Annotated in this window: 24 protein-coding genes; 10 read left to right on the top strand and 14 right to left on the bottom strand. The window is 73.1% G+C overall.

From position 1 onward, the window contains the following. Positions 1 to 137 precede the first annotated feature (137 nt). On the top strand, positions 138 to 443 hold the full coding sequence (locus tag IH48_RS37675; protein WP_030909992.1) for an FAD-dependent monooxygenase: 306 nt from the start codon (positions 138 to 140) through the stop codon (positions 441 to 443). A gap of 232 nt (positions 444 to 675) precedes the next feature. Here the strand turns inward: IH48_RS37675 and IH48_RS0126965 are convergent, their stop codons facing one another. Together IH48_RS0126965 and IH48_RS0126960 are read right to left on the bottom strand one after the other, a co-directional pair. Next, positions 676 to 2,727: a phosphocholine-specific phospholipase C gene (locus tag IH48_RS0126965; protein WP_030909988.1), complete on the bottom strand. Its 2,052-nt coding sequence runs from the start codon at positions 2,725 to 2,727 to the stop codon at positions 676 to 678. A 107-nt stretch (positions 2,728 to 2,834) separates the two neighbouring features. Continuing rightward, positions 2,835 to 4,313 (bottom strand): MFS transporter, encoded by a 1,479-nt coding sequence (locus tag IH48_RS0126960; protein ID WP_051840636.1) that lies wholly within the window; start codon positions 4,311 to 4,313, stop codon positions 2,835 to 2,837. A 124-nt stretch (positions 4,314 to 4,437) separates the two neighbouring features. On the opposite strand from IH48_RS0126960, the gene IH48_RS0126955 reads away from it, so the two are divergent. Beyond that, complete coding sequence (locus IH48_RS0126955; protein ID WP_030909983.1) at positions 4,438 to 4,992, top strand: TetR/AcrR family transcriptional regulator; 555 nt, start codon at positions 4,438 to 4,440, stop codon at positions 4,990 to 4,992. A 15-nt stretch (positions 4,993 to 5,007) separates the two neighbouring features. Here IH48_RS0126955 and IH48_RS33625 read toward each other — a convergent pair whose 3' ends face one another. Further along, positions 5,008 to 5,838 (bottom strand): FadR/GntR family transcriptional regulator, encoded by an 831-nt coding sequence (locus IH48_RS33625; protein WP_051840634.1) that lies wholly within the window; start codon positions 5,836 to 5,838, stop codon positions 5,008 to 5,010. A 136-nt stretch (positions 5,839 to 5,974) separates the two neighbouring features. Between IH48_RS33625 and IH48_RS0126945 the strand changes: the two genes are divergently transcribed. Next, a complete protein-coding gene (locus tag IH48_RS0126945; protein ID WP_030909977.1) occupies positions 5,975 to 7,369 on the top strand; it encodes an APC family permease in 1,395 nt (464 codons plus the stop codon). After that, complete coding sequence (locus tag IH48_RS0126940; RefSeq protein WP_051840632.1) at positions 7,366 to 8,187, top strand: serine hydrolase; 822 nt, start codon at positions 7,366 to 7,368, stop codon at positions 8,185 to 8,187. Before IH48_RS0126945 ends, IH48_RS0126940 begins: the two co-directional genes overlap by 4 nt. On the opposite strand, the gene IH48_RS0126935 is transcribed toward IH48_RS0126940, so the two are convergent. After that, positions 8,174 to 8,998, bottom strand: a complete 825-nt coding sequence (locus IH48_RS0126935; protein ID WP_030909972.1) for an alpha/beta fold hydrolase — start codon at positions 8,996 to 8,998, stop codon at positions 8,174 to 8,176. The genes IH48_RS0126940 and IH48_RS0126935 overlap by 14 nt on opposite strands. Before the next feature lie 212 nt (positions 8,999 to 9,210). Here IH48_RS0126935 and IH48_RS0126930 point away from each other — a divergent pair, with 212 nt between their 5' ends. Further along, positions 9,211 to 10,197, top strand: coding sequence for a YihY/virulence factor BrkB family protein (locus IH48_RS0126930; protein WP_030909969.1), 987 nt, complete (start codon positions 9,211 to 9,213; stop codon positions 10,195 to 10,197). Positions 10,198 to 10,235: 38 nt separating this feature from the next. Here the strand turns inward: IH48_RS0126930 and crcB (IH48_RS0126925) are convergent, their stop codons facing one another. The 10 genes from crcB (IH48_RS0126925) to IH48_RS0126880 form a co-directional block, all read right to left on the bottom strand. Then, complete coding sequence (crcB, locus tag IH48_RS0126925) at positions 10,236 to 10,613, bottom strand: fluoride efflux transporter CrcB (protein ID WP_030909965.1); 378 nt, start codon at positions 10,611 to 10,613, stop codon at positions 10,236 to 10,238. Further along, a complete protein-coding gene (crcB, locus tag IH48_RS0126920) occupies positions 10,610 to 11,104 on the bottom strand; it encodes a fluoride efflux transporter CrcB (protein ID WP_051840630.1) in 495 nt (164 codons plus the stop codon). Before crcB (IH48_RS0126920) ends, crcB (IH48_RS0126925) begins: the two co-directional genes overlap by 4 nt. Positions 11,105 to 11,276: 172 nt before the next feature. Continuing rightward, the gene (locus IH48_RS0126915; RefSeq protein ID WP_078850057.1) at positions 11,277 to 12,314 is read right to left on the bottom strand and encodes a serine hydrolase domain-containing protein; all 1,038 of its coding nucleotides are present in this window, start codon (positions 12,312 to 12,314) and stop codon (positions 11,277 to 11,279) included. Next, positions 12,311 to 13,297 carry a DUF6895 family protein gene (locus IH48_RS0126910; RefSeq protein WP_030909956.1) on the bottom strand — a complete coding sequence of 329 codons (987 nt, stop codon included), beginning with the start codon at positions 13,295 to 13,297 and terminating at the stop codon, positions 12,311 to 12,313. The genes IH48_RS0126915 and IH48_RS0126910 overlap by 4 nt, the downstream gene beginning before the upstream one ends. Further along, positions 13,294 to 14,232 (bottom strand): DUF6895 family protein, encoded by a 939-nt coding sequence (locus IH48_RS0126905; RefSeq protein ID WP_051840629.1) that lies wholly within the window; start codon positions 14,230 to 14,232, stop codon positions 13,294 to 13,296. Before IH48_RS0126905 ends, IH48_RS0126910 begins: the two co-directional genes overlap by 4 nt. Further along, positions 14,229 to 14,990 carry a hypothetical protein gene (locus IH48_RS0126900; protein WP_030909943.1) on the bottom strand — a complete coding sequence of 254 codons (762 nt, stop codon included), beginning with the start codon at positions 14,988 to 14,990 and terminating at the stop codon, positions 14,229 to 14,231. The genes IH48_RS0126905 and IH48_RS0126900 overlap by 4 nt, the downstream gene beginning before the upstream one ends. Positions 14,991 to 14,999: 9 nt before the next feature. Next, a complete protein-coding gene (locus IH48_RS0126895) occupies positions 15,000 to 15,188 on the bottom strand; it encodes a hypothetical protein (protein WP_030909939.1) in 189 nt (62 codons plus the stop codon). A 139-nt stretch (positions 15,189 to 15,327) separates the two neighbouring features. Next, positions 15,328 to 16,398, bottom strand: a complete 1,071-nt coding sequence (locus IH48_RS0126890) for a S1 family peptidase (RefSeq protein ID WP_030909936.1) — start codon at positions 16,396 to 16,398, stop codon at positions 15,328 to 15,330. Between the two features lie 224 nt (positions 16,399 to 16,622). After that, positions 16,623 to 17,678: a serine hydrolase domain-containing protein gene (locus IH48_RS0126885; RefSeq protein ID WP_030909933.1), complete on the bottom strand. Its 1,056-nt coding sequence runs from the start codon at positions 17,676 to 17,678 to the stop codon at positions 16,623 to 16,625. Then, positions 17,675 to 18,505 (bottom strand): IclR family transcriptional regulator, encoded by an 831-nt coding sequence (locus IH48_RS0126880; RefSeq protein WP_030909930.1) that lies wholly within the window; start codon positions 18,503 to 18,505, stop codon positions 17,675 to 17,677. Before IH48_RS0126880 ends, IH48_RS0126885 begins: the two co-directional genes overlap by 4 nt. Before the next feature lie 54 nt (positions 18,506 to 18,559). Here IH48_RS0126880 and IH48_RS0126875 point away from each other — a divergent pair, with 54 nt between their 5' ends. Genes IH48_RS0126875 through IH48_RS0126855 form a run of 5 tightly spaced genes read left to right on the top strand, consistent with a single transcriptional unit; the run spans position 18,560 to position 23,802 of the window. Further along, positions 18,560 to 20,131 carry an ABC transporter substrate-binding protein gene (locus IH48_RS0126875; RefSeq protein ID WP_030909927.1) on the top strand — a complete coding sequence of 524 codons (1,572 nt, stop codon included), beginning with the start codon at positions 18,560 to 18,562 and terminating at the stop codon, positions 20,129 to 20,131. Next, positions 20,128 to 21,141: an ABC transporter permease gene (locus IH48_RS0126870; protein ID WP_030909924.1), complete on the top strand. Its 1,014-nt coding sequence runs from the start codon at positions 20,128 to 20,130 to the stop codon at positions 21,139 to 21,141. Before IH48_RS0126875 ends, IH48_RS0126870 begins: the two co-directional genes overlap by 4 nt. Then, entirely contained in the window at positions 21,138 to 22,055 is a 918-nt protein-coding gene (locus IH48_RS0126865) for an ABC transporter permease (RefSeq protein ID WP_030909922.1), read from the top strand. Before IH48_RS0126870 ends, IH48_RS0126865 begins: the two co-directional genes overlap by 4 nt. After that, positions 22,052 to 22,942 (top strand): ATP-binding cassette domain-containing protein, encoded by an 891-nt coding sequence (locus tag IH48_RS0126860; protein WP_051840625.1) that lies wholly within the window; start codon positions 22,052 to 22,054, stop codon positions 22,940 to 22,942. Before IH48_RS0126865 ends, IH48_RS0126860 begins: the two co-directional genes overlap by 4 nt. Beyond that, positions 22,939 to 23,802, top strand: a complete 864-nt coding sequence (locus IH48_RS0126855; protein ID WP_051840623.1) for an ATP-binding cassette domain-containing protein — start codon at positions 22,939 to 22,941, stop codon at positions 23,800 to 23,802. The genes IH48_RS0126860 and IH48_RS0126855 overlap by 4 nt, the downstream gene beginning before the upstream one ends. The last annotated feature ends 212 nt before the right edge of the window (positions 23,803 to 24,014 follow it).

The raw sequence follows: 24,014 nt of genomic DNA, 5'->3' as shown, positions 1-24,014 counted from the left end.
GAGGTCACCGGTTTCGACGAGGACGCCGAAGGGGTGAGCGCCACGACCGACCGGGGCACGGTACGCGGCCGGTGGCTCGCCGGGTTCGATTTCCCGGTACCGATCCGGGGACAACCGCCCACCACGCCGTCGCCGACGTGGACGGACTGCGGGACCTGGACATCGGCCGGCGGGCGACCGCGACGGGGAGCTACCTCTACGACCCGCCACGCGGGCGCATCACCGTGATCGCGTTCGACAGCCCGCCGGCCGACCGTGACACGCCCGCGACCGCCACGGACCTCGCCGCCGCCATCCGGCACGTCACCGGTGCCGACGCCACCGTCAACACGGTCACGAGCCTGACCCGGTTCACCGACAACGCCCGCCAGGCGACCACCTATCGGCGCGGCAGGGTCCTGCTCGCGGGCGGCGCGGCCCACGTCCACGTCCACGTCCACTGACCCTTCGGGGGGCAGGGGCTCAACCTGCACCGCAGAGCGGCACCCCGCCGGCGCCCGGGTGCTGGACTGGACCCGGGCCCAGATCGCGCTGATGCGCCCGGATCCTTACGCACGCGCGCTGCGCTACGACCTCCCGGGCAACCATCCGCTCGTCGGCAGCAGCGCGCCCGACTACGTGCCGGCCGGCACCGTGACGGCTGCCCCGCTCGACGACGGGGCCCGGCGGCCGCGGTCAGCCGCTGACGCTCGCGGCGCCCGTTTCGAGGTGGCCCGTGAACCGCTGGGACCAGCTGGAGTCGGTGCTCGCGGTGACGGTGAAGTCGTACCAGCCGTGGTTGTAGTAGACGGCGTTGAAGAAGTCGCTCGTGGAGGAGCCGGGCTCGACGGTGTAGGTCCAGGGGCCGTCGGTGCGGTAGGCGTTGGCCGTGATGGTGAAGGTCGTCGCTGTGCTGCCGTTGTTCGCGAGCTCGAAGAAGACGGCGAGCTTGCCGGTGGTCGGGGCGTTGGCGTAGCTCTCGGTCACGGCGAGCTCGGCGCCCGGCTTGTTCGCGTCGCCCTGGAAGCGGCGGAGGAAGCGGTTCGGCCCGACGACGGTCAGGTCGTAGGGGCCGTCGCCGAAGCCGGGGCCGCAGTTGAAGAAGTCCTCGGTCGTGCCGCCCGGGGCGACCGTGTACTGCCAGGGCCCGCCCCCGCGGTGGGCGTTGACGTACGCGGAGAAGTGGGTGGCCGCCGAACCGCCGTTGGCCATGGCGATCCAGTACTGGACGGCGCCGCCCGAGCCGAAGGTGAAGCGGTCGAGCCTGGCGCTCGGCTGGTACGGCAGCGCGCGGGCGGGGCGGCTGCCCGGCTCCTGGGCGGGCAGCGCGTTGTCGACGGGTGCGGGGTTCGCCACCGGCGCGCAGACGGCCAGGCCGATGGTGGCGGAGGTGTCCGGCAGCGACGGCAGGCCGTAGACGGGGTGGGCGAAGTCGAAGGCGCTGGTGAGGTCGCCGCAGACCCGGCGCCTCCAGTCGCTGATGTTCGGGCACTTGGCGGGTCTGCCGATGGCGGCGGTCCACTTCTCCAGGAAGCGCAGCACCGAGGTGTGGTCGAAGACCTGCGAATCGACCCAGCCGCCGCGGCTCCACGGGGAGATGACGATCATCGGGACCCGGAAGCCCAGGCCGATGTTGGTGCCGTCCACGAACTCCCCGGCGGTGCCCGACGGGGCCACAGGGGGCGGGACGTGGTCGAAGAAGCCGTCGTTCTCGTCGTAGTTGAGCAGGATGACGGTGGAGTTGAAGACGTCCTCGTCGGCGGCGAGCGCGTTGATCACCTCGTGCACGAAGTGCGCGCCGTCCTCCGGGGTGGCGTAGGGGTGCTCGGAGGAGGCCTGGTCCGAGACGATCCAGGACACCTGCGGGAGGGTGCCGGCCTTGACGTCGGCCGCGACGGCCGCCGCGATGTCGTCCGGGGTCCTGCCCGTCCTGCGCGGGACCGAGCCCATGCCCTTGGTGGCGAGCGCGCTGCCGGCCGGGGCGTCCGCGAACTGCGTGAAGTACGCGAGGGCGTTGTCCGTGAAGTTGTCGTCGGCGTTCTGGTAGAGCTTCCAGCTCACGCCGGCGTCCTCAAGGGCCTCCGCGTACGTCTGCCAGCGCAGGCCGGACTCCGACCCGCCGTCGATGGCGGGACCTCCCGCCGTACCGGCCGGGTCGATCGTGCCGCTCCAGTGGTAGGTGCGGTTCGGGCCGGTCGCGCTGATGACGGACGAGTGGTAGGCGTCGCAGATGGTCCAGGTGTCGGCGAGGGCGTAATGGAAGGGGATGTCGTCGCGCGTGAGGTGGCCGAGGGTGCGGACGTTGCCCTTGGCGGCCACCCAGGCGTCGAGCTTGCCGCCGTTCCAGGCCGTGTGCTGGTCGGACCAGCCGTGTGCGAGGTCGCCGCTGCACTGCGCCATCCGCTCGGGGTCCGCGCCGCCGGACGGCGAGGTCGCGCTGAACTGCCACGGGTACTGGCGCCCCGAGCCGTTCGGCTGGTTGAAGACGCTGTGGCCGCCGGCGATCCGGATCGCGCTGCGGTCGGCGAAGCCGCGTACGCCCTTCAGCGTGCCGAAGTAGTGGTCGAAGCCGCGGTTCTCCTGCATGACGATCACGATGTGCTTCGCGGCGGTCAGATCGCCGGCGGAGGCCGCGCCCTTTCCGGCAGCGGCGGCAGGGGTCGCGCCCGCCACGGAGGCCCCGGTCACCACCGCGCCGGCCGCGCCCGCGGAGAGGGCCACGAACTTGCGCCGCGTCAGTTCGGTCATGGTCCTGCCATCCCTCTTCCCGGGTGGCACCACGGGTGCCGGAAACAAGCGATTGGAAGATCCCATCGGCTCTCGTCGCTGTCAAGAGGCCCTCGCCGGGCGGCCGTTCACCGGCCGGCCTTCCTCAGAAGCAGGGCGAGGGGCGCCGAGGCGACGCTGATCGCGGCGATGGCGTAGAACGCGACGCGATAGCCCTCGACGACGGCCGCTGCGCCGCCCGCACCGCTGTGCCGGGTGACGGTGGACGCGACGGTGACCAGGGCCGCCAGGCCCAGTGCCCCGCTGAGCTGGCGGCACATGTTGATCAGGCCCGAGGCCACCCCCGCGTCGCGCGGGGCGACGCCGGCCGTCGCCGCGACGATCGCCGGCATCATCATCAGGCTCGTCCCGGCGCCGACGACCAGGGTGGGGAGCAGGATGCCGCTCACGTAGCCGGGATCGGCGGGCAGCCGGGCGAGCCACACCAGACCCCCGGCGGCGACCAGGGCGCCGCCCACCACCAGGCGCCGAGGGCCGATCACGGGAATCAGCCTCTGCGAGACGAGGACGCCGACGCTGAGCACGGCCGCCATCGGCAGCAGGGAGAGCCCCGTGCGCAGGGCGCTGTGCCCGAGCACCTGCTGCAGGTAGAGGGAGAGGAAGAACAGCGGCGCCATGATCACCACGCCCAGGCACAGGGTCAGGACGTTGCCGATCCGGACGTTGTGCAGGGCGAACACCGCGGGCGGGATCAGCGGCTCCGCGGCGCGGCGCTCGATCGCCACGAAGGCGGCGAGCAGCACGAGCCCGCCGATCAGCAGCGCGAGCACCTCGGCCGACCCCCAGCCGTGGTCGGGGGCGATCGACACGCCGTAGACGATCGCGGCGGCCGACAGGGTGATCGTCACGGCGCCCGGCAGGTCCACGCGCCGGCCCGTGCCGTACTCGCCCCCGTCTGACGCGGGCCCCGAGGGCCCCGAGGGCCGCAGGCACGCCAGGCTCACGGCGAGCAGTCCCGCGCCGATCGGGACATTGACGAGCATCACCCAGCGCCAGCTCAGCGACGCGGTCAGCAGCCCGCCGAGCACGATGCCCGCGGCTCCCGCGGAGGAGGCCGCGACGCCCCACCACGTCATGGCGCGCGTGCGCGCGGCGGGCTCGGTGTGGCTCGCGGTGATCAGGCTCAGGCTCGACGGCGCGAGCGCGCCCGCGCCCGCGCCCTGGAGCAGGCGTGCCGCCAGCAGCATCCAGCCGTCCTGGGCGAGCCCGCCGACGAGACTGGCCGCGGCGAAGACCGTGAGGCCGGTCTGGAAGACGCGGCGACGGCCGAACAGGTCGCCGGCGCGCGAGGCGAGCAGCAGCAGGCCCCCGAACGTGATCAGGTAGCCGTTGACGACCCACTGCTGCGCGGTGACCGACAGGCCGAGGCCCGCCTTCATCGAGGGCAGCGCGACGTTCACGATGCTGGAGTCGAGCACCACCATGAACTGGGCGACGCACGCGATCGCGGCGACGGCCGCCAGGCGCACGCCCGGCTTGGCGACCTCCTGCGCCGTGGGCCGCGCGGGGGGCGTCACCGTCGCCACGCTGGGACGTTCGTGAGGCATGGGGCAGCTCCTCGACACATTGACGGATAGGCTGTCCGTCAACTGTAGAGCGATACCGGATAGGCTGTCCACCACTGTCGCCGTCCGGGCGGCAGGCGGATAGCGGCAGGAGCGAAGGAGAGCCATGGCTTCCGACAAGGCGTCGTTCCCCGCAAGGCGGGCCGCCGCGGAACGCAACCGCGACAGGATCCTCGCGGTCGCCCGGGACGCTTTCTCCGCCGGCGACACGTCACTCTCCATGGCCGAGGTGGCGCGGCGCGCGGGCGTCGGCATGGCGACGCTGTACCGCAACTTCCCCGGGCGGCGGGAGCTGCTCGAAGCGCTCTACGCCGACGAGGTCGACGCGCTCTGCGACGCCGCGGTCATCGAGGAGGGCCAGACGCCTGGCGAGGCGCTCACCGCCTGGCTGCGGCGGCAGTTCGCCTTCATCCCGCACAAGCGCCTCATCGTGTCCGAACTGCTGGTCCACGCCGGTGAGGGCGGTGTCCCCAGCCGCCGCGGACGGGCGCTCGACGCCGGGCGGCCACTGCTGGCCGCCGCGCAGGGCGCCCACGAGATCCGCGACGACATCACGCTGGAGCAGATCTTCGACGTCATCGTGGCCATCGCGAGGATCGAGGGCTCCCCGGAGTACCTCGAACCGATCGTCCGGACCATGCTGGACGGGCTCAGGGCGTAAGCGCGGCGGGAGGCCTCACGCCTCCGGCGCGGCCCGGTCCGCGGGGCGCAGGCTGCGTTCCAGGGCCGCGCGCAGCGCCTGCTCCGTGAGGTCGAAGTGGCGGGCCGCCACGCCGGCGGCGGTGTCCCCGTCGCCTGCCACGACCGCGTCCGTCAGCGCGCGGTGGTCGGCCAGCGCGCGCTCGGTCGCGTTGCCGCGGTACGGCTCGATCGGGAAGCCCGCGCTGATGTCCCGCAGCAGCTGCCGGCTGTAGAGCGCGAGCGGTTCGTTCTTCGCCGCCCGGGTGATCGCGTGGTGCAGCGCGGCGTCCGACTGCCGGATCCGCGCCCCGGCGGCCGGCCCCGCGCCGGGCCCGGCGGCCGGGGCGGTCGCGGCCGCCGTGTACTCGGCGAGTGCGCCGGTCATCCGCTCGATGTCCCGCGCGTCCCGCCGCTCGGCCGCGGTCCTGGCGATCAGCGACTCGACCAGGCCGCGGGCGTCGAGCAGCGCCTTGGTCTGCTCCCAGCGGGGCTCCAGGGTGCGCCGCACGGCAGGGGCCGACTCCTCCCGCCACCCGGAGCGCACGTAGTGGCCGCCCGACCTGCCACGCGTGACGTCGAGGCACCCGATGTCGCGCAGCCTCGCCACCGCCGCGCGTACCGTGGGCCGGCTCACGCCCAGGATCGCCGCCAACTCGCGCTCCGCGGGCAGGCGTTCGCCGACGCTGAACTCGCCGAGGGCGATCGCGGTGAGGAGCCTGTCGGCCACCTGGTCCACGGCGCTCGGCACCCGCAGCGTGCCGAGCCCGCCCCGCGCCGGCGACGCGTCGGCGCCCGGCTGCGTACCAGGCCGTTCTTCGTGGACCACGCGATCCCCTCCCTCACCGCTGTGCCCCGGCTCAGCCTGCCAGCACGCTCTCGTTTCGGCGAACTTAAGGTCTTGTTTTCTGACCATTCTTTCATCAGTATGGCCGGGTCCAGTAACGGTCGGCAGGAGGTTGGGCATGGTCCGTAGTGCGCAAGGCAGCGGCCCCGCGTCCGGGGAGCGGGCGCTCGCCGAGTTCGGGTACACCCAGGAGCTCAAGCGCAGCCTCGGCATGAAGGACCTGCTGATCTACGGGCTCGTGTTCATGGTGCCCACCGCGCCGTTCGCCATCTACGGCTCGGTGTTCAACGAGTCCAAGGGCATGGTCGCGCTGACCTACGCCATCGGGTGCGTCGCGATGATCTTCACCGCGTACAGCTACCGCTCCATGTCGCGCGCGTTCCCCGTGGCCGGCTCGGTCTACGCCTACGCGGGGCGCGGGCTCGGCGCGCCCGCCGGTTTCCTGGCGGGCTGGGCGATCCTGCTCGACTACCTGCTGATCCCGACCCTGCTGTACGTCACCGGCGCGGCCGCACTCGGGTCCGTCGTGCCCGAGGTGCCGCAGTGGCTGTGGGTGGTGGTCTTCGTGGCGGTCAACACGGTGGTCAACCTGGCGGGCATCAAGCTGTTCGCGATGGCCAACACCGTCTTCCTGATCGGCGAGGCGCTCGTCCTGGCACTCTTCATCGTCCTCGGCGTCATCGCGGTCGCGAGGGGCGTCAACGGGGCGCACTGGAGCTGGGACCCGGTGTACAACCCGGACCAGTTCCACGTCAGCTTCGTCTTCGGCGCGATCTCCGTGGCGGCCCTCTCCTTCCTCGGGTTCGACGCCATCTCGACGCTCGCCGAGGAGGTCAAGGGCGGCTCGAAGATGGTCGGCCGTGCCACCGTGCTGTCCCTGCTGATGGTGGCGGGACTGTTCGTCGTGCAGACCTTCCTCGCCGGGCTGCTGCTGCCCGGGAAGACGCAGTTCACCGGCGACACGGCGACCAACGACGCCTTCTACACCGTCGCCCGGCTGGTCGGCGGCACCTGGTTCAAGGTCGTGGTCGCGCTGACGGTGGCCCTGTCCGCCGCCCTCGCCAACTCGCTCGCCGCACAGGCGGCCACCTCGCGCCTGCTGTTCTCGATGGCCCGCGACGGGCAGCTGCCGAAGTTCCTCGCGCACGTCGACCCGCACCGCAGGGTCCCGCAGCGGGCCGTGCTGCTGGTCGGCGCCGTCAGCCTGATCCTCGGCGTCTTCTTCGTCGGCCAGGTCGGCCTGCTGTCCAGCCTGGTCAACTTCGGCGCGCTGTTCTCCTTCCTGATGCTGCACGTCACCGTCGGGGTGTACTACCTGGTCAAGAAGCGGCAGCGCACCTACGGCGTGCACCTCGCCGTGCCGCTCATCGGGTTCGCGATCATCGCCTACGTCCTGTGGAACGCCGACGCCAAGGCCCAGATCGGCGGCCTGATCTGGCTGGCGATCGGGGTGGTCGTCGTCCTCGTGCGCAAGTTCACCGGCCGCCCGGTCGAGCTCACCCAGCCGCAGTGAGCCGGCCCGCCCGGGCCACGCCCCACCTCGCCGCGGCGCTCACCGCCGGACGTGCGGACGCAGGCGCCGTGTCGGTGTGGTGCGGCCGCCCCGGCGAACGGCCCGCCTTCACGCACCAGGCGGACCGAACGCACTACGCGGCGAGCCTGATGAAGCCGGCCGTCCTGCGCGCCGCACACCGCAACCTCGACCTGGGCGAGCGGGTCCCGGTCCACGACCGGTTCCCGTCCGTGGTGCGCGGCCACTACCGCGTACAGCGGGGCGACGACAACGACGAGGCGCCCTGGGAGCGGCTCGGCGCCCACATGACGCTCGGCCTGCTGTGCCACCGGATGATCTGCGCCAGCAGCAACCTCGCCACCAGCCTGGTGCTTGAGGCCGTCGGGCTGCCCGCCGCCGCTGCCTGCGCACCGCCCGGCCTGGTGATCACCCGCCCCATCGGGGACCGTGCCGCCATCGGGGCCGGGCTCACCAACACCGTCACCGCCGCGGCGGCCGGCGCCCTGCTGGCCGACGCGGCCGGTGACGCCGCCCTGCTCGCCCCGTACCGCGACCAGGAGTACCGAGACGGGATACCGGCGGCGCTGCCGGCCGGCGTCCCGGTGGCGAACAAGAACGCCTGGGTGGACGGGGTGGAGCACGACGCCGCCCTCATCGAGCCCGCCGACGCGCCCCCGTACGTCCTCGCGGTGTGCACGACCGGCCTGGCACCCGAGCGCGCCCGCGCCGCGATCCATGCCGTGACACGGGCGAGCTGGGCCGACCGGCACTGTCTGGGCCGGCCGGCCGGGCACCTGAGGCCGCTCAGGCCTCGATGAAGGCGAGCAGATCGGCGTTGATGACATCGGCCTGGGTGGTGGGCATGCCGTGCGGGAAGCCTGCGTACGTCTTGAGCGTGGCGTTCTGGAGCAGCTCCGCGGTCAGCGGCGCGGAGTCGGCGTAGGGGACGATCTGGTCGTCGTCGCCGTGCATGACCAGCACGGGGATCGAGATGGCCCGCAGGTCGTCGCTGAAGTCCGTCTGGGAGAAGGCGACGATGCCGTCGTAGTGGGCCTTGGCACCGCCCATCATGCCCTGGCGCCACCAGTTGTCGACCACTGCTTCGACGGGCTCGGCCCCGGGGCGGTTGAACCCGTAGAACGGGCCCGCGGCGAGGTCGCGGTAGAAGGCCGAGCGGTGCTCCGCCGTCTGGGCCTGGAAGCCGTCGAAGGTGGACTTGGGCAGCCCGCCGGGGTTCGTGTCGGTGCGCAGCATCAGCGGCGGCACGGCGGAGATCAGCGCCGCCTTGGACGCCCGGCCCGCGCCGTGCCTGGCGAGGTAGCGCACCACCTCGCCGCCGCCGGTCGAGTGGCCCACGTGGACGGCGCCGTGGAGGTCGAGGTGCGCGGTCAGCGCGGCGAGGTCGTCCGCGTAGTGGTCCATGTCGTGGCCGTCGGGGACCTGCTCGGAGCGTCCGTGGCCGCGCCGGTCGTGGGCGACGACGCGGTAGCCGCGCCCCAGGAAGTACATCATCTGGGCGTCCCAGTCGTCGGACGACAGGGGCCAGCCGTGGCTGAAGACGATGGGCCGGCCCTGCCCCCAGTCCTTGTAGAAGATCTCGGTGCCGTCCGTGGCCGTGATGGTGGGCATGGGTGACTCCTGTCGGTGGCAGGCGCGTTGGGCGCGACGCTGGTCTTCGCACTGCCTACAGGACATGCGCTCTCCGCGCGTGCGGCGGCCCGCCGGCTTGGGCCACCTGGCGGACCGCGCAGTCCCCTCGCCGCGGGCGGGTGCCGACTCAGGCCGGTATGGGCAGCCTCTTCATGCAGAGTGGACCGGCGAGTGGAGGCGAAAGGGAACACATGACAGCCGTGCAGCGCGTCGACGCCTTTCAGCGCAGGCACCGGTGGCTCGGCCTGCCGCTGGCCGTCGTCTACAAGTTCTTCGACGACCAGGGGCCCTACCTCGCCGCGCTCCTCACGTACTACGGCTTCCTCGCGCTCTTCCCCCTCCTGCTCCTGCTCGTGACGGCCCTGAGCGGCCTGCTGCACAACGATCCGCACTTGCAGCACGAGGTGCTGCACTCGGCGCTCAGCCAGTTCCCGGTGGTCGGCGACCAGATCGGCGACAACATCCACTCCTTCCGCAGCAACGGGTTCGCCCTCTTCGGCGGCATCGCGGGCAGCCTCTACGGCGTCTCCGGCGTCATGACGGCGGCTCAGAACGCGCTGAACAACATCTGGGCCGTGCCGCGGTGCGAACGCCTCAACCCACTGAAGTCCCGGGTGCGCGGGCTGCTCTTCCTCGTCGTGCCCGTCGCCGGCCTCGTCCTCACCTCGGCCCTGTCCGCGCTCGCCTCGGTCCCCCGGGTCTTCGGCACCCGCATCGGGACGGGCTCCACGCTCGGGCTGAACGCCGCCGCGATCGTCCTCACCACCGCCATACTGATGGCGGCGTACCACGTCCTCACCCACCGGGCGCAGCACGTGCAGCACGTGGCGGGCGGGGCGCTGGTCGCGGCCTGTATCTGGCAGACGGTGCAGTGGGGCGGCACCTACTACGTCAACCACATCCTGCGCGGCACCACGGCCACCTACGGTCTTTTCGGCATCGTCCTCGGCCTCTTCGCCTGGATCTTCCTCGGCGCCCTGGTCTTCGTGCTGGGAGCCGAGATCAGCACCGTGCGGGCGTTCCGGCTGTGGCCGCGCAGCCTGCTCACCCCGTTCACCGACCGCGTCCTGCTCACGCACGGCGACAGGCTCGCGTACACCCGCTACGCCGCCATCCAGAAACTGAAGGGCTTCCAGGACATCGACGTGTCCTTCGGCCCCTCACCCCTCGACAAGTAGGCCGGCCGGGCAAGCGGGCGACGACAGGTCGGCGCGGTTCATCCGAACAGGCTCTGCGCCACGGCGAAACCGGCGAAGGCCGCGCCGAGACCCGCCACCACCGACGCGGCGACGTTCGCCACCGCGAAGAACCGGGCCCCGGTCTCGGCGAGGCGCAGGGTCTCGTACGAGAACGTCGAATAGGTCGTCAGCGCGCCGCACAGCCCGGTGCCGAGCAGCACCTGCAAAGTGTGGCCCGCCGCCCCCGCCAGGGCCGCGCCCGTCAGGATGCCGAGGATCAGCGAGCCGACGACATTGACGGTGAACGTGCCCCACGGGAAGACCGTGTCGTGCCGCGACTGCACGGCCCGGTCGGTCAGGTAGCGCAACGGCGCGCCCACGGCGCCGCCCAGGGCGACGAGGAGGATGTCGCTCACCGCTCGCCCCACTTCGCGACGACACGGCGGGTGGACCACGCGCCGGCGCTCACCGCCGCCATCGCGGCGACCAGCGTCGCCGCCAGATAGGCCAGCGCGGGCCCGGCACGCCCGTGCTCGACCAGCCGCACGATGTCCACGCAGTACGTGGAGAACGTGGTGAAGCCGCCCAGCACGCCGGTCGCGAAGAACGGCCGCAGCAGGCGGTGCGCGGTGATCACCTCGCTCACCACGACGAGGAAGACCCCGATCACCAGGCATCCCACCACGTTGACGGCCAGCGTCACCCAGGGGAAGCCGTCTGTGCCCGCCGGCCAGAGCCGGGACGCGCCGTAGCGGGCGACGGCGCCGAGCGCTCCGCCGACGGCGATCACGCCGAGGACGGTGTACTGCGGCAGGCGCGGTTCGCGGCGGCGCGGCGTGGGCGAGAGGCCGGCATCGGGGTCGACGGATTCTGCCGACGCCGGCAGGCCGGTCCGCTGAGACGGCATGGTTCTCCCTACGCGTGGTGGCACATCCGCGTGCGCGGAGGCGGTCTTTCACGAGTAGGGACCGTTGGCGGCGGGCTGCCGCGGTTCGGGTACGGCGGGCCCCACCGCCGCGCGGGGCTCTGGGAAGAGCACCGCAAGGGTTCCAGGATAGCGGGCCCGTCGTGCCGCCCTTTCACCCCCCGAGCAGGCCGTACGCCGTCGCCACGAAGGTGTCGCGCAGGCGGCAGCGGCGCGTGCAGGTCGCGGCCAGCGCGGTGCCCGTGCCGGGGGCGAACCCGAGGAAGGTCTGCTGGCCGCTGGTGGCCCCCGCGTGGAAGTAGAGGGGGCCGCGGTCCGTCTCGTGGCGGAACCACGTGAGGGTGTGGACGTGCAGGTGGCCGCGCCCGCGGCGCAGGAGCGGGCGGCGCACCGCGAGCAGGGCCTCGCGCAGCGGCCCGGCCGGGCGCAGGTGGGCCTCCAGGAACGACAGCAGGTCGCCGGGGGTGGCGCGGACCGCGCCCGCCGCCTCGAAGCCGCCGATGAGCAGCGGCGGTGTGGGTTTCGTACCGTCCGCGCCGTGGCCGGTGGCGTCGATGCCGGGGCCCGCGGGGGACAGTGCGGTCCCGGTGAGGCCGAGGGGCGCGAGCACGCCGCCGGTCACCAGCTGCGCCCACGGCTTCCCGGTGGCGGCCACGAGCGCCTGGCCGAGGACGGCGACGCCGAAGTTCGAGTAGCGCCACCGGGTGCCGGGACGGTGGCGCGGGCGGGCCCGCAGGAAGGCGGCGCTCACGCGGTCGGCGCCGTAGTGCGCGTAGGGGTTGGTCAGCCAGTGCCGCACCGCCCCCGGGTACAGGTCGGAGGGCAGCGGCGGGAGCCCGGAGGTGTGGGTGATCAGGTGCGTCAGCGTGATGGGGTCGCGGCCGACGGGGCGTCCAGGGGCGAGGAGCGCGGCGGCCGGCGTGCCGGGGTCCACGGCGCCGTCCCGAGCCAGCCGCTCAAGCAGCAGCCCCGTGTACGGCTTGGACGCCGACCCCGCCTCATAGCGCAGGGCCTCCCGCGGCTCGGGCGGGGGCGGCGCCGTACCGCCGTGGCGTACGGTGCGCACGCCGGCACGGGAGTACGCGACGACCGCGTCGGGCGCGTCCATCGCGAGGACCGCTTCGTCCAGCGCCGGGGCCGGGTCGCCGGCCGTGTCGAGGAGCGTCCGCGTCCGGCCCGCCGTGTCCGTCATGCCGGGTCGCCGGTCAGGCGCGCCATGGCGCGCGAGGTGGCGAGGGTGGAGGCGAAGGCGGCGACGAGCGTCGGGTGGTACACGATGTCGAAGACCTCGTCGGGGCTGCCCTCCGGCATGGTGCGCACGGCCGGCATGGCCCCGTCGCGCCGCTGCGCCGCGGCGAAGGCCTCCCAGGCGCGTGCGTCGAGCGTCGGCTCGGGCAGGCACGCGTCGACGACGAGCAGTTCCCCGAGCAGGTCCCAGCGCTCCAGGTCGAGCCAGTCGTCCAGCCAGGCGGGCAGCCACAGCGCGAGGTAGCGTGCCAGGTCATCCGGCAGCCCCCGCGGGTTCCTGCCCCAGTCCGTGAGGTGGAAGACGGTGTGCGTGATGTCGTAGCCGATGTGTCCCTCGACGGTCCACGGTTCCGGGCGGCGCGCCAGCCACGTCTCGCGCAGGGCGGCGCGGAAGTCGGCGTCCGCCTCGTCCGCCCGCTCCGTGCGGCCCGCGCCGTCGGGCGCCGCGGCGGCCTCGAACCGCCGCCGGAACAGGGCGAGGCCGAGCCGCCGTACGGGCTTGGCCTCGAAGGCGGCCCAGCCGCGCCACCGCTGGTTCATCAGCACCGCACGCTCGACCTCGGGGTCCGCGTACCCCAGCTCGCGAAACGGCAGGTACACCTCGAACGGGATCGGCGAGATGGGCTCGATGCGCTGCCCCCGTACGAGCAGGTGGCCGCTGTCCAGCGTCTCGTGCCACACGTGGTCGAGCAGCCGCCTGACGAGGTCCGCCTGGCGCGAGCCCGCGACGCCCTCGCGGAAGAGGACCGAGCCGATCATGGCGACCTCGCCGATGGGCTTGAACCGTTCGAGGAATCCCGTCTCCGGGTCGACGCCGGGTTCCAGGCGGAAGCCGTCGCGGTGCGCGTACAGCCACTCCGCGGCCTGCGCGCCCACCGAGTGGAGCAGGGAGGTGGCGGCCGTGGCGGCCGCCGTGGTGGTGGTCATGCCGGGGCTCCCTCACTGTCTCGACGGGGGTCGTGCCCGCCCAGCGCGAGCGCGGCGGCGAAGGCGGCCATCAGGGTCGAGTGGTAGCAGTCGGCGAAGCCGCGCCGCCCTGCGCGCCCGTGGCGGCCGGGACCGGTCTCGGGCAGGCCGCCGCCGTGGTCCTGCGCCGCGGCAAGCGCCGACCAGGCGCCGTGCAGCAGCGCCGGTGCCGGGGGCTCGGGCAACGCGGCAGCCACGGCGAGGAGTTCGGCGAGCAGGTCCCACTGGTCGTCCTCCGCGCAGGAGTCGAGCCAGGCGGGCAGCCACAGGCCGAGGTACGAGGCGATGTCGCCGGGGACGCGCGAGGCGTCGCCGCCCCAGTCGGTGAGGTGGAAGACCACGTGGGTGAGCGTGTAACCGGAGGCCGTCTCGAACGTCCACGGCTCGGGCAGTCCGCCGAGCCAGGTGGCGCGCAGCGCCTGCTCGGGGGAGCGGTGCTGGGGCAGGCCGACCCGGCGCTCCGAGTTCAGCACGCCCAGGCGGCGGTTCGGCTGCTGCTCCGTCAGCCGCCAGCCGCGCGTGCCCGCCATCGTCGCCGCGAGCTCCTCGAACGCGGCGTGCCGCAGGCCCGCGGCCGCGAAGGCGGCGTAGACCTCCAGGGCGTACGTGGCGAAGGGTTCGAGGCGCAGGACGTCGTGGAAGCAGGCGCCCTCACCGGTCAGCGCCCATGCGTAGCGCAGCAGGTCGTCCGCGGTGTCGTGCAGGGGGTCCCCGGCGCTGGTCGCCCGGCGCACGGAGAGGCTGACCTGCGCGAGTTCACCGAGCGGTTTCCACGTGCGGTTGACGTCCCCGGCCGTGTCGAGCGCGTCCGCGCCGAGCCGGAAGTCCGCGCGATGGTCGCGGATCCAGCCGAGTGCGGCCTCGCCGACGGCTCTGACCGCCCCGGGGGAGGTCACGCGGCGGTCCCCGCCCGCAGCTCCTGCGCGACGTGGACGTGCAGCGCGACGCGCGCGTCCGGCGCGCCCATCTGCGCGACGAAGGCGAGGCCCGCGTCGAGGCCCAGGGTGTCCGGTGCGCCTCCGGTGGCGGACAGCCACCTCCCCGCGCCCGCGGCCTGCAGCCAGTCGCGGCGGCGTACGGCGCGCACGAAGCCCCGCGCGACGTCCACCGGCCTGCGTTCCGCGACGCGCGCGACGCCGCAGTCGGCGCCCGGTACGGCGAGGGCGGCGAGCACGGCGAGCTGGTGGGTCAGCGTCTGCCAGGGCGCGTCGTCCAGCCAGCCGGTGCCGGGCTCGGCGGCCGCCTCCGCCCCGTCGCCCGGTGCCGGGCCCGCGGCCGGGGGAGAGCCCGGCCGGGTGTACGTGCCGACCGCGTCGGTGGTGCCGGCGAGCCGCAGCAGGGTACGCGTCATGGCCCAGTGGCTCCACGCCGAGACGGCGGGGGCGTCCTGCGCCGGGGGGAAGACCGAGACGGCCCGCTGGAAGAGCGCGAGATCGGCCGCGTCGGCGGGGCGGCCGAGCATGGTGCTCGGCAGCAGCACGTCACAGCCGAGTACCCGTACGGCGGCGAGGCCGGGGCCGTCGTCCGTGCCGATGCCGGCGCCCCCGCACACACCGCCGACGTGGTCCCCGCCCCGGAGGGCGGAGACCACCTCGAACGCGAGGTCCTGCACCGCGCCCGTCAGACGGGTCGAGGTGCCTGACTGCTCCGTCATGGAATCCCGTCAGCCCTTCTTCGGCCGCGGGGTCGGGGGCGACAGCAGGACCTGTCCACCGCCGGCGGCCAGGGCGAGTGCCGCGCACTCACGGGTGTCACGGAAGGTGCCGGCCGCCTCGAGCGGGTTGAGCGCCGCTTCGAGTTCCGTGTCCTGAAGCTCAGTGAGGTCGCGGGTCACGGGTTCGACGGAAGCCATCCCCACCATCCCCTTTCGATCGGCTCTTTGCTTGCAGATCCATCGCAACACACACACGGCATAGGGAGCAAATGGGGCAAAAGCTCACGTAACTCTGCATGTTGCAGAGTTCAATCCCCAGACTGCGGTGTCGCTCCCGTCAGCCGATCGACGCCCCCAGGGCCGTCAACGCCTCCGGGACCGGCTGGAAGTACGTCTCGCCCCCGGACGTGCAGTCGCCGCTTCCGCCGGACGTCAGACCCAGCGCCGTGGACGAGTCGAACAGGGGGCCGCCGCTGTCGCCCGGCTCGGCGCACACGTCGGTCTTGATGAGGCCGCTCACCGTGCCCTCCTGGTAGTTGACGGTGGCGTCGAGGCCCGTCACCTTGCCGGTGTGGGTCTTCGTCGTGGACCCGCTGCGCTCGACGGACTGGCCCACCAGCGGGGTCCCGGCCTCGGTGATCGGCTGGGACGTGCCGTTGTAGAGGTCCACCTCGCTGGGGTGGGCCGCGGTGTCCGTGTACTTCGCCATCGAATAGTCGTTCGTCGGGAAGCTCACGGTCTCGGTCTGCGCGATCTTCGCCCCGTCCTGCGTGGACGACCAGGTCTTGACGGCCTTTCCGCAGTGACCGGCCGTCAGGAAGTAGGGCTCGCCGTCCTTGACCACGTTGAAGCCCAGGGAGCAGCGGGCGGTGTCACCCCAGATGGCGTCGCCACCCGCGATGGACAAGGACAGCTTGCCCGGGGTCCTTTCGAGCACCGCCCGGCTGCCCAGGTCGCCCACGATCTTGTTCAGCCGCGCCAGCCTGTCGTCGTCCACCGTGCGGTCCGCCGTCACCACGACCTTGTCCGCCCTCGGGTCGATGACCCACGCAGTGCCGACGATGTTCGCCTTCGCCTTGAGTGTCGCGGTGGCGGACCTGAGGGCAGCGAGCGAGTTGGACACCAGCCGCGGCGTCGCCCCGCCGGCTCGCACGGTGTCGGCGGCCGACTCGTCCAGGACGTTGACGACGAGCCGCCGGTGGGCGGAGTCGTAGAACGAGCCCTGGGAGGTGTCGCCGAACCGGGCCGCCAGCGACCCGGCGGACGCCGCGGACAGTCCCTGGGGCCCCGGTGCGGCGGGGGCGGCCGCGTGCGCGTTCGACGCGGCGAGTGCGGCGGTGGTGGCCAGGGCGAGGGCGCAGGCACCGGCCAGCCGGGCGCGCCGCGTCGAGATCTGTCTGTAGTACAACTCAGAGCCCTTCGAGGACAGGGGTTCGGCACGGTCGCGCGCGGAGGACGAACCGCTCCGCGTCGCACCCGCGCCCGGTTGCGTCGACTACTTCCCGCCCTGTGCGCGCAGCCGTGTGATCCGCGCCGATTTCGCACGAGCGGGTTGTGTGCTGCGCCAACCGGCCCCACCGCCGGGCGTGGCCCCGCGCTCCCCGGTAACGCGCGTGCGCCTGCCGCGTGCGCCTACCGCGCGTGCGCCTGTCCCGCGTACGCCGCGTGCGCCGCGTCGTGGAACGCGCGGCGCACCGCGCCGATGGAGTCGCCCTGCCGTGTCGGGTGCACCCGGTTCGTCAGCAGGACGGCGTAGAGGCCGGTGTCCGGGTCGACCCAGACACTCGTGCCCGTGAAGCCCGTGTGCCCGTACGAGGCGGGCCCGAAGGCCGTGCCGACCGGCGAGCCCACCGCGTCGAGCCCCTGCCACGCGAGGCACCTGCGCAGGCCGAGGCCGTCCGTGTGCGGCGCCGTCATCCGTGCGTACGTGCCGGGGCGCAGCATCTCGCGCGCGCCGCCCGCGAGCGAGATGCCGAGCCGCTCCATGTCCCCGAGCGGCGCGAACAGGCCCGCGTGCCCGCACACGCCGCCCAGCACGGCCGCGTTCTCGTCGTGCACCTCGCCGACGACGGTCCTGCCGCGCCACGGGCAGTGCTCCGTCGCCACCGCGCGCGCCCGTCCCACCGCGTCCGGCGCGAATCCGGTGCCCGCCATGGACAGGGGGCCGGTCACCGCTTCGGCGACCAGCGCGTCCAGCGACTGTCCCGATGCCGCCTCGGCGATCAGCCCCAGCAGCATGAACCCCTGGGAGGAGTAGGCCACCCGGGTGCCGGGCGGGCCGGTGAGCGTGAGCGTGCCGAGTGCGGCCAGCAGCGACTCGCGGGTGGGGTGATCGCGGTACATCGGTACCTGACCCGGCAATCCCGAGGTGTGGGTGAGCAGTTGACCGACCGTGAGGCGCGCCTTGTCGGTCGCGGCGTACCGGGGCAGATGCGCGGCGACCGTGTCGGCCAGGGCGAGCCGGCCCCGGTCCACGAGCGCCATAACCGCGAGTCCCACGATCGGCTTCGTCACCGATGCCAGGTCCCACAGCGCGCCGCCGTCTGCCTCGGGCGCGCCCTCGTCCCAGGCGCGGGTGCCGAGCCACCCGCGGTCCAGCACCTCGTCCGCCGTGCCCACCGACCAGGCCGCGGCCGAGTAGACCCGTTCGGCCCTGCCCCGCTCCAGGATCGCCCGCAGCTCGTTCACGCGACGCCCCCGTCCGCCACAAGACCGAGCCTCGGCACCCCGGCCATACCTGACGAGACCGCTTTCGCCGCCGCCCGCACCATCGGGCCGAACAGCTCGACGCCCGCCGCGTCCAGAGCGAACGTCAGCCCGCGCACCGCGATCGCGCCCACCGCGCGGCCGTCCGCGCCGACCACCGGCGCGGCCACCGCGCGTGCGTCCTGCTCCTCGAACTCGTCGTCCACCGCGTACCCGCGCCGCCCGCAGTCGGCCAACTCGGCCCGCAGCGCCGCCGGATCCGTCAGCGTGTGCGGCGTGCGCGCGGGCAGCGGGCCCGCGCCGTCCAGCACGTCGCCGACCTCGGCGGGCGGCAGCGCCGACAGCATCGCGAGCCCGGCCGCGCTGCAGTACAGCGGCGCGCGGCCGCCCGGGCGCGCGCTCATCCGGTACTCCCGCGAGGGCTCGGACAGGGCCAGGAAGACGGCATCGTCCGCGTCGCGCACCGCGTAGTACGCGAGGAGCCCGGTGCGCTGCCGCAGATCCGCCAGCACGGGACGGGCGAGGCCGAGCCCGGGGCCCGCGTCGAGCGCGGCGGCGGCGAGCCCGAGGAGCCGGGGGCCGGGTCGGTAGCTGCCGCCCTCGGCCACCTGGGCGAAGCCGTAGTCGGCCATGGTGCGCAGGTGGCGGTGGACGGTCGGTTTCGTCAGGCCCGTGCGGCGGGCGATCTCGCCGAGGCGGTGCGGGCCGCCACCCCCCTCGACCAGCGCTTCGAGCACCTCCATCGCCTTGTCGACCGGGCCCTTGACGGGCTCCTGCTCGCTGCGGCGGGTGTTGACCGGTTTCCCCATGTCGCTTAGCTTAACCCAACCGCATTCCATCTGACGGAACGGATGTGCTGTTCAATGGAACGAATACGGCCGGGACGTGCGCGCCGCGACGGGCCGCCCCGTCGCGACGTGCTGCGCCTCGGGGCCCTCCTCGCGCCGGCGCTCGCCGCGCCCGCCCTGCTCACCGGCTGCGGCGCCGACCCCGCGAGCCGTGTCGGCAACGTCCTGCGGGTGTCCCAGACCGGCGACCCGGAGACGATGGACCCGCAGAAGCAGGGCGACATGACGTCGATGAACGCCCTGATCAACATGTTCGACACCCTCACCACCCGCGGCGCCGACGGCCGGCTGCACCCGCGGCTCGCCCTGACCTGGAAGGTCGTCTCCCCGCTCACCTGGCGCTTCACGCTCAGGCCCGGGGTCACCTTCCACAACGGCGAGCCGTGCGACGCCGACGCGGTCAAGTTCTCCATCGAGCGGCTGCTCGACCCCGCCACCAAGTCGCCCATCGTCGAACTGCGCTACGTCAAGGGCGTGTCCGTCGTCGACAAGCACACCGTCGACCTGCACACCTCACTGCACGACCCGATCATTCCCGAGAAGGTCTCCCTCTTCGGCGGCGTCGTCGTGCCACCCCGCTACCTCGCCCGCGTCGGCGACCACGGCTTCGCACAACACCCCGTCGGAACAGGCCCGTTCACGTTCGCCGAGTGGCAGCGCGACCATCAGCTGCGCATGAAGGCATACGCGCACCACTGGGCAGGCCGCCCGGACGTCGACGAACTCGTCTTCAGCCCGGCGCCCAACGCGTCGTCCTCGCTCGCCGCCCTGCAGAGCGGCGGCGTCGACCTCGTCACCGGCCTCACTCCTGACGCTGCGCAGCAACTGGACGGATACACCGGTGTCTTTCTCGACAGCTACACCGGCATCCGCACCTCCTACCTCTCCCTCAACACACTCGACAAGGGTCCGCTGCACGACAAGCGCGTGCGCCAGGCGCTCAACCACGCCGTGGACGTGCCGCTGCTCATCAAGGCCGTGCTCGGCGGCAAGGCCACCGAGGTGCCCGCGATGATCCCGCGCGGCGCCTTCGGCTTCGACCCGGACGTCAAGCCCTTCACCCGCTCCGTGGCCACCGCACGCAGGCTGCTGTCCGAGGCGGGCTACCCGCACGGCTTCACCACCCGGCTCACCGCATCCAACATCGACTCCAACGTCGCCGAGGCCGTCTCCGGGCTCCTCGCACGCGCCGGTGTCCACGCCAAGGTCGACCTGATCGACCCGGGCACCTACTCGGACCGGCTGACCTCGAACGACCACGGAGCCCTCGGCCCCATGTACCTCGCCGCGAGCACCGTGTGGACCCTGGACGGCGAGTCCATGCTCCAGTCCAACGTGCGCAGCGACCGCAGGCAGAGCCGCTGGCACAACAAGGAGGCCGACCACCTCGTCGACGTGGAGGAGCTCGCCGTCTCACCGAGCGAGCGCCGCCGCGCCTTCTCCCGACTCCAGCGGCTGATCCAGGACGAGGCGCCCTTCGTGCCGCTCTACCAGATCGACAACATCTACGCCCGCAACCGGCGCCCGCACTGGAAACCGGGCCCCGCGGGCGTGCTGAAGATGGCGAGCGCGGAGGTGTCCCGATGACGGACGTGACACTCGGCCCTGCCCCCTCCGCGGGAGCGCCGGGCGGTACAGGACCCGGGGCCGCAGCGCGGCGCGGCGGCGGCGGCCACCTCGTGCGCATGGTGCTCACCCGCGTCGGCACCGCGCTGCTGGTGCTGCTGTGCACCGCCACCGTGTCGTTCTTCCTCGTACGGCTCTCCGGCGACCCCGTCAAGCTGCTGCTGCCGCCCGACGCCACCGCACACCAGGAGGCCACGCTCCGCGCGAGCCTGGGGCTCGACCGGCCCCTGATCACGCAGTACCTGGACTACCTGTGGGGCCTGCCGCGCTTCGACTTCGGCAACTCCCTCTTCTACAACGAGCCCGTCAGCCGCGTGCTGGCCGACCGGCTGCCCGCCACCCTCGAACTCGCCGCCGGAGCCATCGTGGTGACCCTCGGCGTCGCCGTGCCCGCGGGCATCATCGCGGCGATGCGCCGCGGCCGGGCAGCGGACCGCGGTGTGATGACGGGCGTCCTGCTCGGCCAGTCCACACCGCCGTTCTGGGTCGGCATCCTGCTCATCCTCGTCTTCGCCGTCGGACTGCACGCGCTGCCGGCCTCCGGCTACGGCACGTTCGCCAACCTGGTGCTGCCGTCCGTCACACTCGCCGTCTACTCCGTCGCCGTCGTCGCCAGACTGCTGCGATCGTCGCTGATCGACGTGCTCTCCTCCGACCACATACGCACCGCACGGGCCAAGGGGTTCGGCCCGCTGAAGATCGTCTTCGTGCACGCGCTGCGCAACGCGTCCCTCCCCGTGATCACCGTGGTCGGCCTTGAAGTGGGCAGCCTGCTCGGCGGCGCCATCCTCACCGAACAGGTCTTCTCCTGGCCGGGCGTGGGACAGCTGACCATCGAGGCCATCTCCAACCGCGACTTCCCGCTCGTGCAGGCCACCGTCATGTTCTTCGCCGCGGTGTTCGTCGTGGTGAACCTGCTCGTCGACCTCTCCTACAGCCTCCTCGACCCGAGAGTGAGGACGTCCCGTTGACCGCCACCTCCGCATCGGCCACCACCGCACCACCGCGGCGGCGGGCCGGATCGCGCAGCACGAGGGCCGTCGCCGTACGCGCCCTGCTGCACAACAAGCTCGCCGTCGCCGCGCTCGCCGTACTCGCGCTCATGCTGATCGCGGCCGTGTTCGCGCCGCTCATCGCCCCGGACGACCCCAATGCGCAGGACCTCCTCACGCGGCTGCGTCCCCCCGCCTGGGAGCACGGCGGCAGCAGCGCACACCTCCTCGGCACCGACCAGCTCGGCCGCGACATGCTCTCGCGGGTCATCTACGGCTCGCGCGTGTCGCTGCTCGTGGGTGCGAGCGCGGCGCTGCTCGCCGGTGTGATCGGCACCGCGGTCGGGCTCGCGTCCGGATACCTCGGCGGCTGGCTCGACAAGGTGCTGATGCGCCTGGCCGACGTCCAACTCGCCTTCCCCGCCATCCTGCTGGCGCTCGCCATCGTCGGCTTCCTCGGCTCGGGCCTGTGGTACGTGATCCTCGTGCTCGGCTTCACCGGCTGGGTGTCGTACGCACGCGTCGTACGCTCCGAGGTGTTGTCGCTGCGCACGCGCGACTTCGTCACCGAGGCGCGCGCGATCGGTGTGACCGACGCCGGCATCATGCGCCGCCACCTGCTGCCCAACGTCATGGCGCCGCTCGCCACGATCGGCACCCTGCACGTCGCGGCCGCCATCGTCGCCGAGGCGTCCCTCAGCTACCTCGGCCTCGGCGTGCCGAAGGAGACCGTCACCTGGGGCTCCATGCTCGCCGACGGCCAGCTCTACCTGGGCACCTCCTGGTGGGTCGCGGTCTTCCCCGGCGTGGCCCTGATGCTCACCTCGCTCGCCGTCAACATCACTGGAGACGCCCTGCGGGACGTCGCGGACCCGAAGGCGTACCGCCGATGACACCCACACAGAAACCGGGACAGGACCCGGCACCGAAACCGGCCCCGAAACCGGCACACGCGCAGGCGCCGAAGTCCGCGCCGCGCGGCGAACCCGTCCTGTCCGTCGAGGACCTGAGCGTCGACTTCCGGCTCGACGGCGGAGCCGTGCACGCGGTGCGCGGCGTCAGCTGGCAGGTCGCAGCCGGCGAGACGCTCGCCGTGGTGGGGGAGTCGGGCAGCGGCAAGACCGCGAGCGCCCTGTCCGTGCTGCGGCTCAACCCTGAGCCGCCCTGCGTCTACACGGGCGGCCGGATCCTCTTCGAGGGCGACGACCTGCTCTCCTGTACGGACAAGCGGCTCGGGCGCGTCAGGGGCAGCGCGGTGTCCATGGTCTTCCAGGACCCGATGACGAGCCTCGACCCGCTGCAACGCGTGGGCACGCAGGTCGCCGAGGTGCTCAGACACCACGGCGGCGCCTCACGCGCCGAGGCGCGGGACGCCGCCGTCGCCGCGCTCGACGAGGTCGGCATCCCCGACGCGGAACGCCGCTACCGCCAGTACCCGCACGAGCTGTCGGGCGGGCTGCGGCAGCGCGTGATGATCGCCGCCGCGCTCGTCGGCCGGCCGCGCGTGCTGATCGCCGACGAGCCGACGACCGCGCTCGACGTCACCGTGCAGCGGCAGATACTCGACCTGCTCGTCGCCCTGCAGACACGGCACGGCATGGCGGTCGTCCTGATCACGCACGACCTGGGCGTCGTCGCGCAGACGGCGGACCGGGTCGCCGTGATGAACCAGGGCGAGATCGTCGAGAGCGGAGACGTACTCGACGTGTTCGAGCGGCCCGAGGACCCCTACACACGGCGGCTGCTCGCGGCCACACCGCGATTGGAGCGCACGGCATGAGCGGCGGTAAGAGCGGCGGCACGGGCGGTGTTCCCCTGCTGGAACTCAAAGGCCTGCACAAGGAGTTCGGCGGCGGCCGGCGCGGACCCAGGGTGGCGGCGGTGTGCGACGTGTCGCTGGCCGTGCGCGAGGGCGAGACCCTCGCGCTCGTGGGCGAGTCGGGGTGCGGCAAGACCACACTGACCCGGCTGCTGCTGCGCCTCACCGAGCCGACGGCGGGCACCGTGTCGTACGACGGACGTGACCTCGCGACCCTCCCGCCGGCCGAACTACGGCGCACACGACGTGAGATGCAGGTCGTCCTCCAGGACCCGTACTCCAGCATGAACCCTCGGCTGCGGGTCGCCGACATCGTCGCGGAACCGCTCGTCACCCACGACCCGGCGATGCGCGGACGGCGCGGCGGCGCGCGCGCCAGGCTCCGCGAGCGCGTGGGTGCCCTGCTCGACTCCGTGGGTCTCGACGCCGGGATCCAGGACCGCTACCCGCACGAGTTCTCCGGCGGGCAGCGCCAGCGCATCTCCATCGCGCGCGCTCTGGCACTCTCGCCGCGCCTCGTGGTGCTCGACGAGCCGACGAGCGCGCTCGACGTGTCCGTCCAGGCCTCCGTGCTCGACCTGCTCGCCCGCCTCCAGCGCGAGCACGGCCTGACCTACGTGTTCGTGTCGCACAACCTCGCGGTGGTGCGCCAGGTCGCCGACCGGGTCGCCGTGATGCGGGCCGGGCGGCTGGTGGAGGTGGGGGACGCGGCGGAGGTGTTCCGTGCGCCACGGCACGCCTACACCAGGGAACTGCTGGCCGCGGTCCCCGACCCCGACCCGCGCGCGGCCCGCAGGCACAGGGGAGTGGTCGCCGGATGAGGCGGTCACCCGGGCGGAGCCGTGCGGATCGCGGCCGCTGCCGAACGCCCGCCCGGCGCGCCGCCCTCCGGGGCGTAGGCCATGGGCGCCGGGGCTCCGGTGCCCCCCGCAGGACCGATCCCCCCTGCGGGCAACGCGGGCCGGTGAACGGTGGGCCCGGGGCGGCGGCGCGCAGCGGTGCGGACCGGAGCCCGACGCCCTCGGGCGGGGGC

The sequence above is a fragment of the Streptomyces sp. NRRL F-5126 genome (assembly GCF_000721265.1).
In the GTDB taxonomy this organism is placed as follows: Bacteria; Actinomycetota; Actinomycetes; order Streptomycetales; family Streptomycetaceae; genus Streptomyces.
The sequence above is the reverse complement of the archived record's forward strand: the minus strand, read 5'-3'. Positions and strand labels throughout refer to the sequence as shown.

Excerpts from the sequence above, each read along its gene's own strand:
- IH48_RS0126930 (WP_030909969.1), top strand. The coding sequence starts at position 9,211 with ATGACAGCCGTGCAGCGCGTCGACGCCTTTCAGCGCAGGCACCGGTGG.
- IH48_RS0126945 (WP_030909977.1), top strand. The coding sequence starts at position 5,975 with ATGGTCCGTAGTGCGCAAGGCAGCGGCCCCGCGTCCGGGGAGCGGGCG.
- IH48_RS0126880 (WP_030909930.1), bottom strand. The coding sequence starts at position 18,505 with ATGGGGAAACCGGTCAACACCCGCCGCAGCGAGCAGGAGCCCGTCAAG.
- crcB (WP_051840630.1), bottom strand. The coding sequence starts at position 11,104 with ATGCCGTCTCAGCGGACCGGCCTGCCGGCGTCGGCAGAATCCGTCGAC.
- IH48_RS0126875 (WP_030909927.1), top strand. The coding sequence starts at position 18,560 with ATGGAACGAATACGGCCGGGACGTGCGCGCCGCGACGGGCCGCCCCGT.
- IH48_RS0126955 (WP_030909983.1), top strand. The coding sequence starts at position 4,438 with ATGGCTTCCGACAAGGCGTCGTTCCCCGCAAGGCGGGCCGCCGCGGAA.
- IH48_RS0126870 (WP_030909924.1), top strand. The coding sequence starts at position 20,128 with ATGACGGACGTGACACTCGGCCCTGCCCCCTCCGCGGGAGCGCCGGGC.
- IH48_RS0126965 (WP_030909988.1), bottom strand. The coding sequence starts at position 2,727 with ATGACCGAACTGACGCGGCGCAAGTTCGTGGCCCTCTCCGCGGGCGCG.
- IH48_RS0126935 (WP_030909972.1), bottom strand. The coding sequence starts at position 8,998 with ATGCCCACCATCACGGCCACGGACGGCACCGAGATCTTCTACAAGGAC.
- IH48_RS0126915 (WP_078850057.1), bottom strand. The coding sequence starts at position 12,314 with ATGACGGACACGGCGGGCCGGACGCGGACGCTCCTCGACACGGCCGGC.
- IH48_RS0126960 (WP_051840636.1), bottom strand. The coding sequence starts at position 4,313 with ATGCCTCACGAACGTCCCAGCGTGGCGACGGTGACGCCCCCCGCGCGG.
- IH48_RS0126895 (WP_030909939.1), bottom strand. The coding sequence starts at position 15,188 with ATGGCTTCCGTCGAACCCGTGACCCGCGACCTCACTGAGCTTCAGGAC.
- IH48_RS0126910 (WP_030909956.1), bottom strand. The coding sequence starts at position 13,297 with ATGACCACCACCACGGCGGCCGCCACGGCCGCCACCTCCCTGCTCCAC.
- IH48_RS0126860 (WP_051840625.1), top strand. The coding sequence starts at position 22,052 with ATGACACCCACACAGAAACCGGGACAGGACCCGGCACCGAAACCGGCC.
- IH48_RS0126855 (WP_051840623.1), top strand. The coding sequence starts at position 22,939 with ATGAGCGGCGGTAAGAGCGGCGGCACGGGCGGTGTTCCCCTGCTGGAA.
- IH48_RS0126900 (WP_030909943.1), bottom strand. The coding sequence starts at position 14,990 with ATGACGGAGCAGTCAGGCACCTCGACCCGTCTGACGGGCGCGGTGCAG.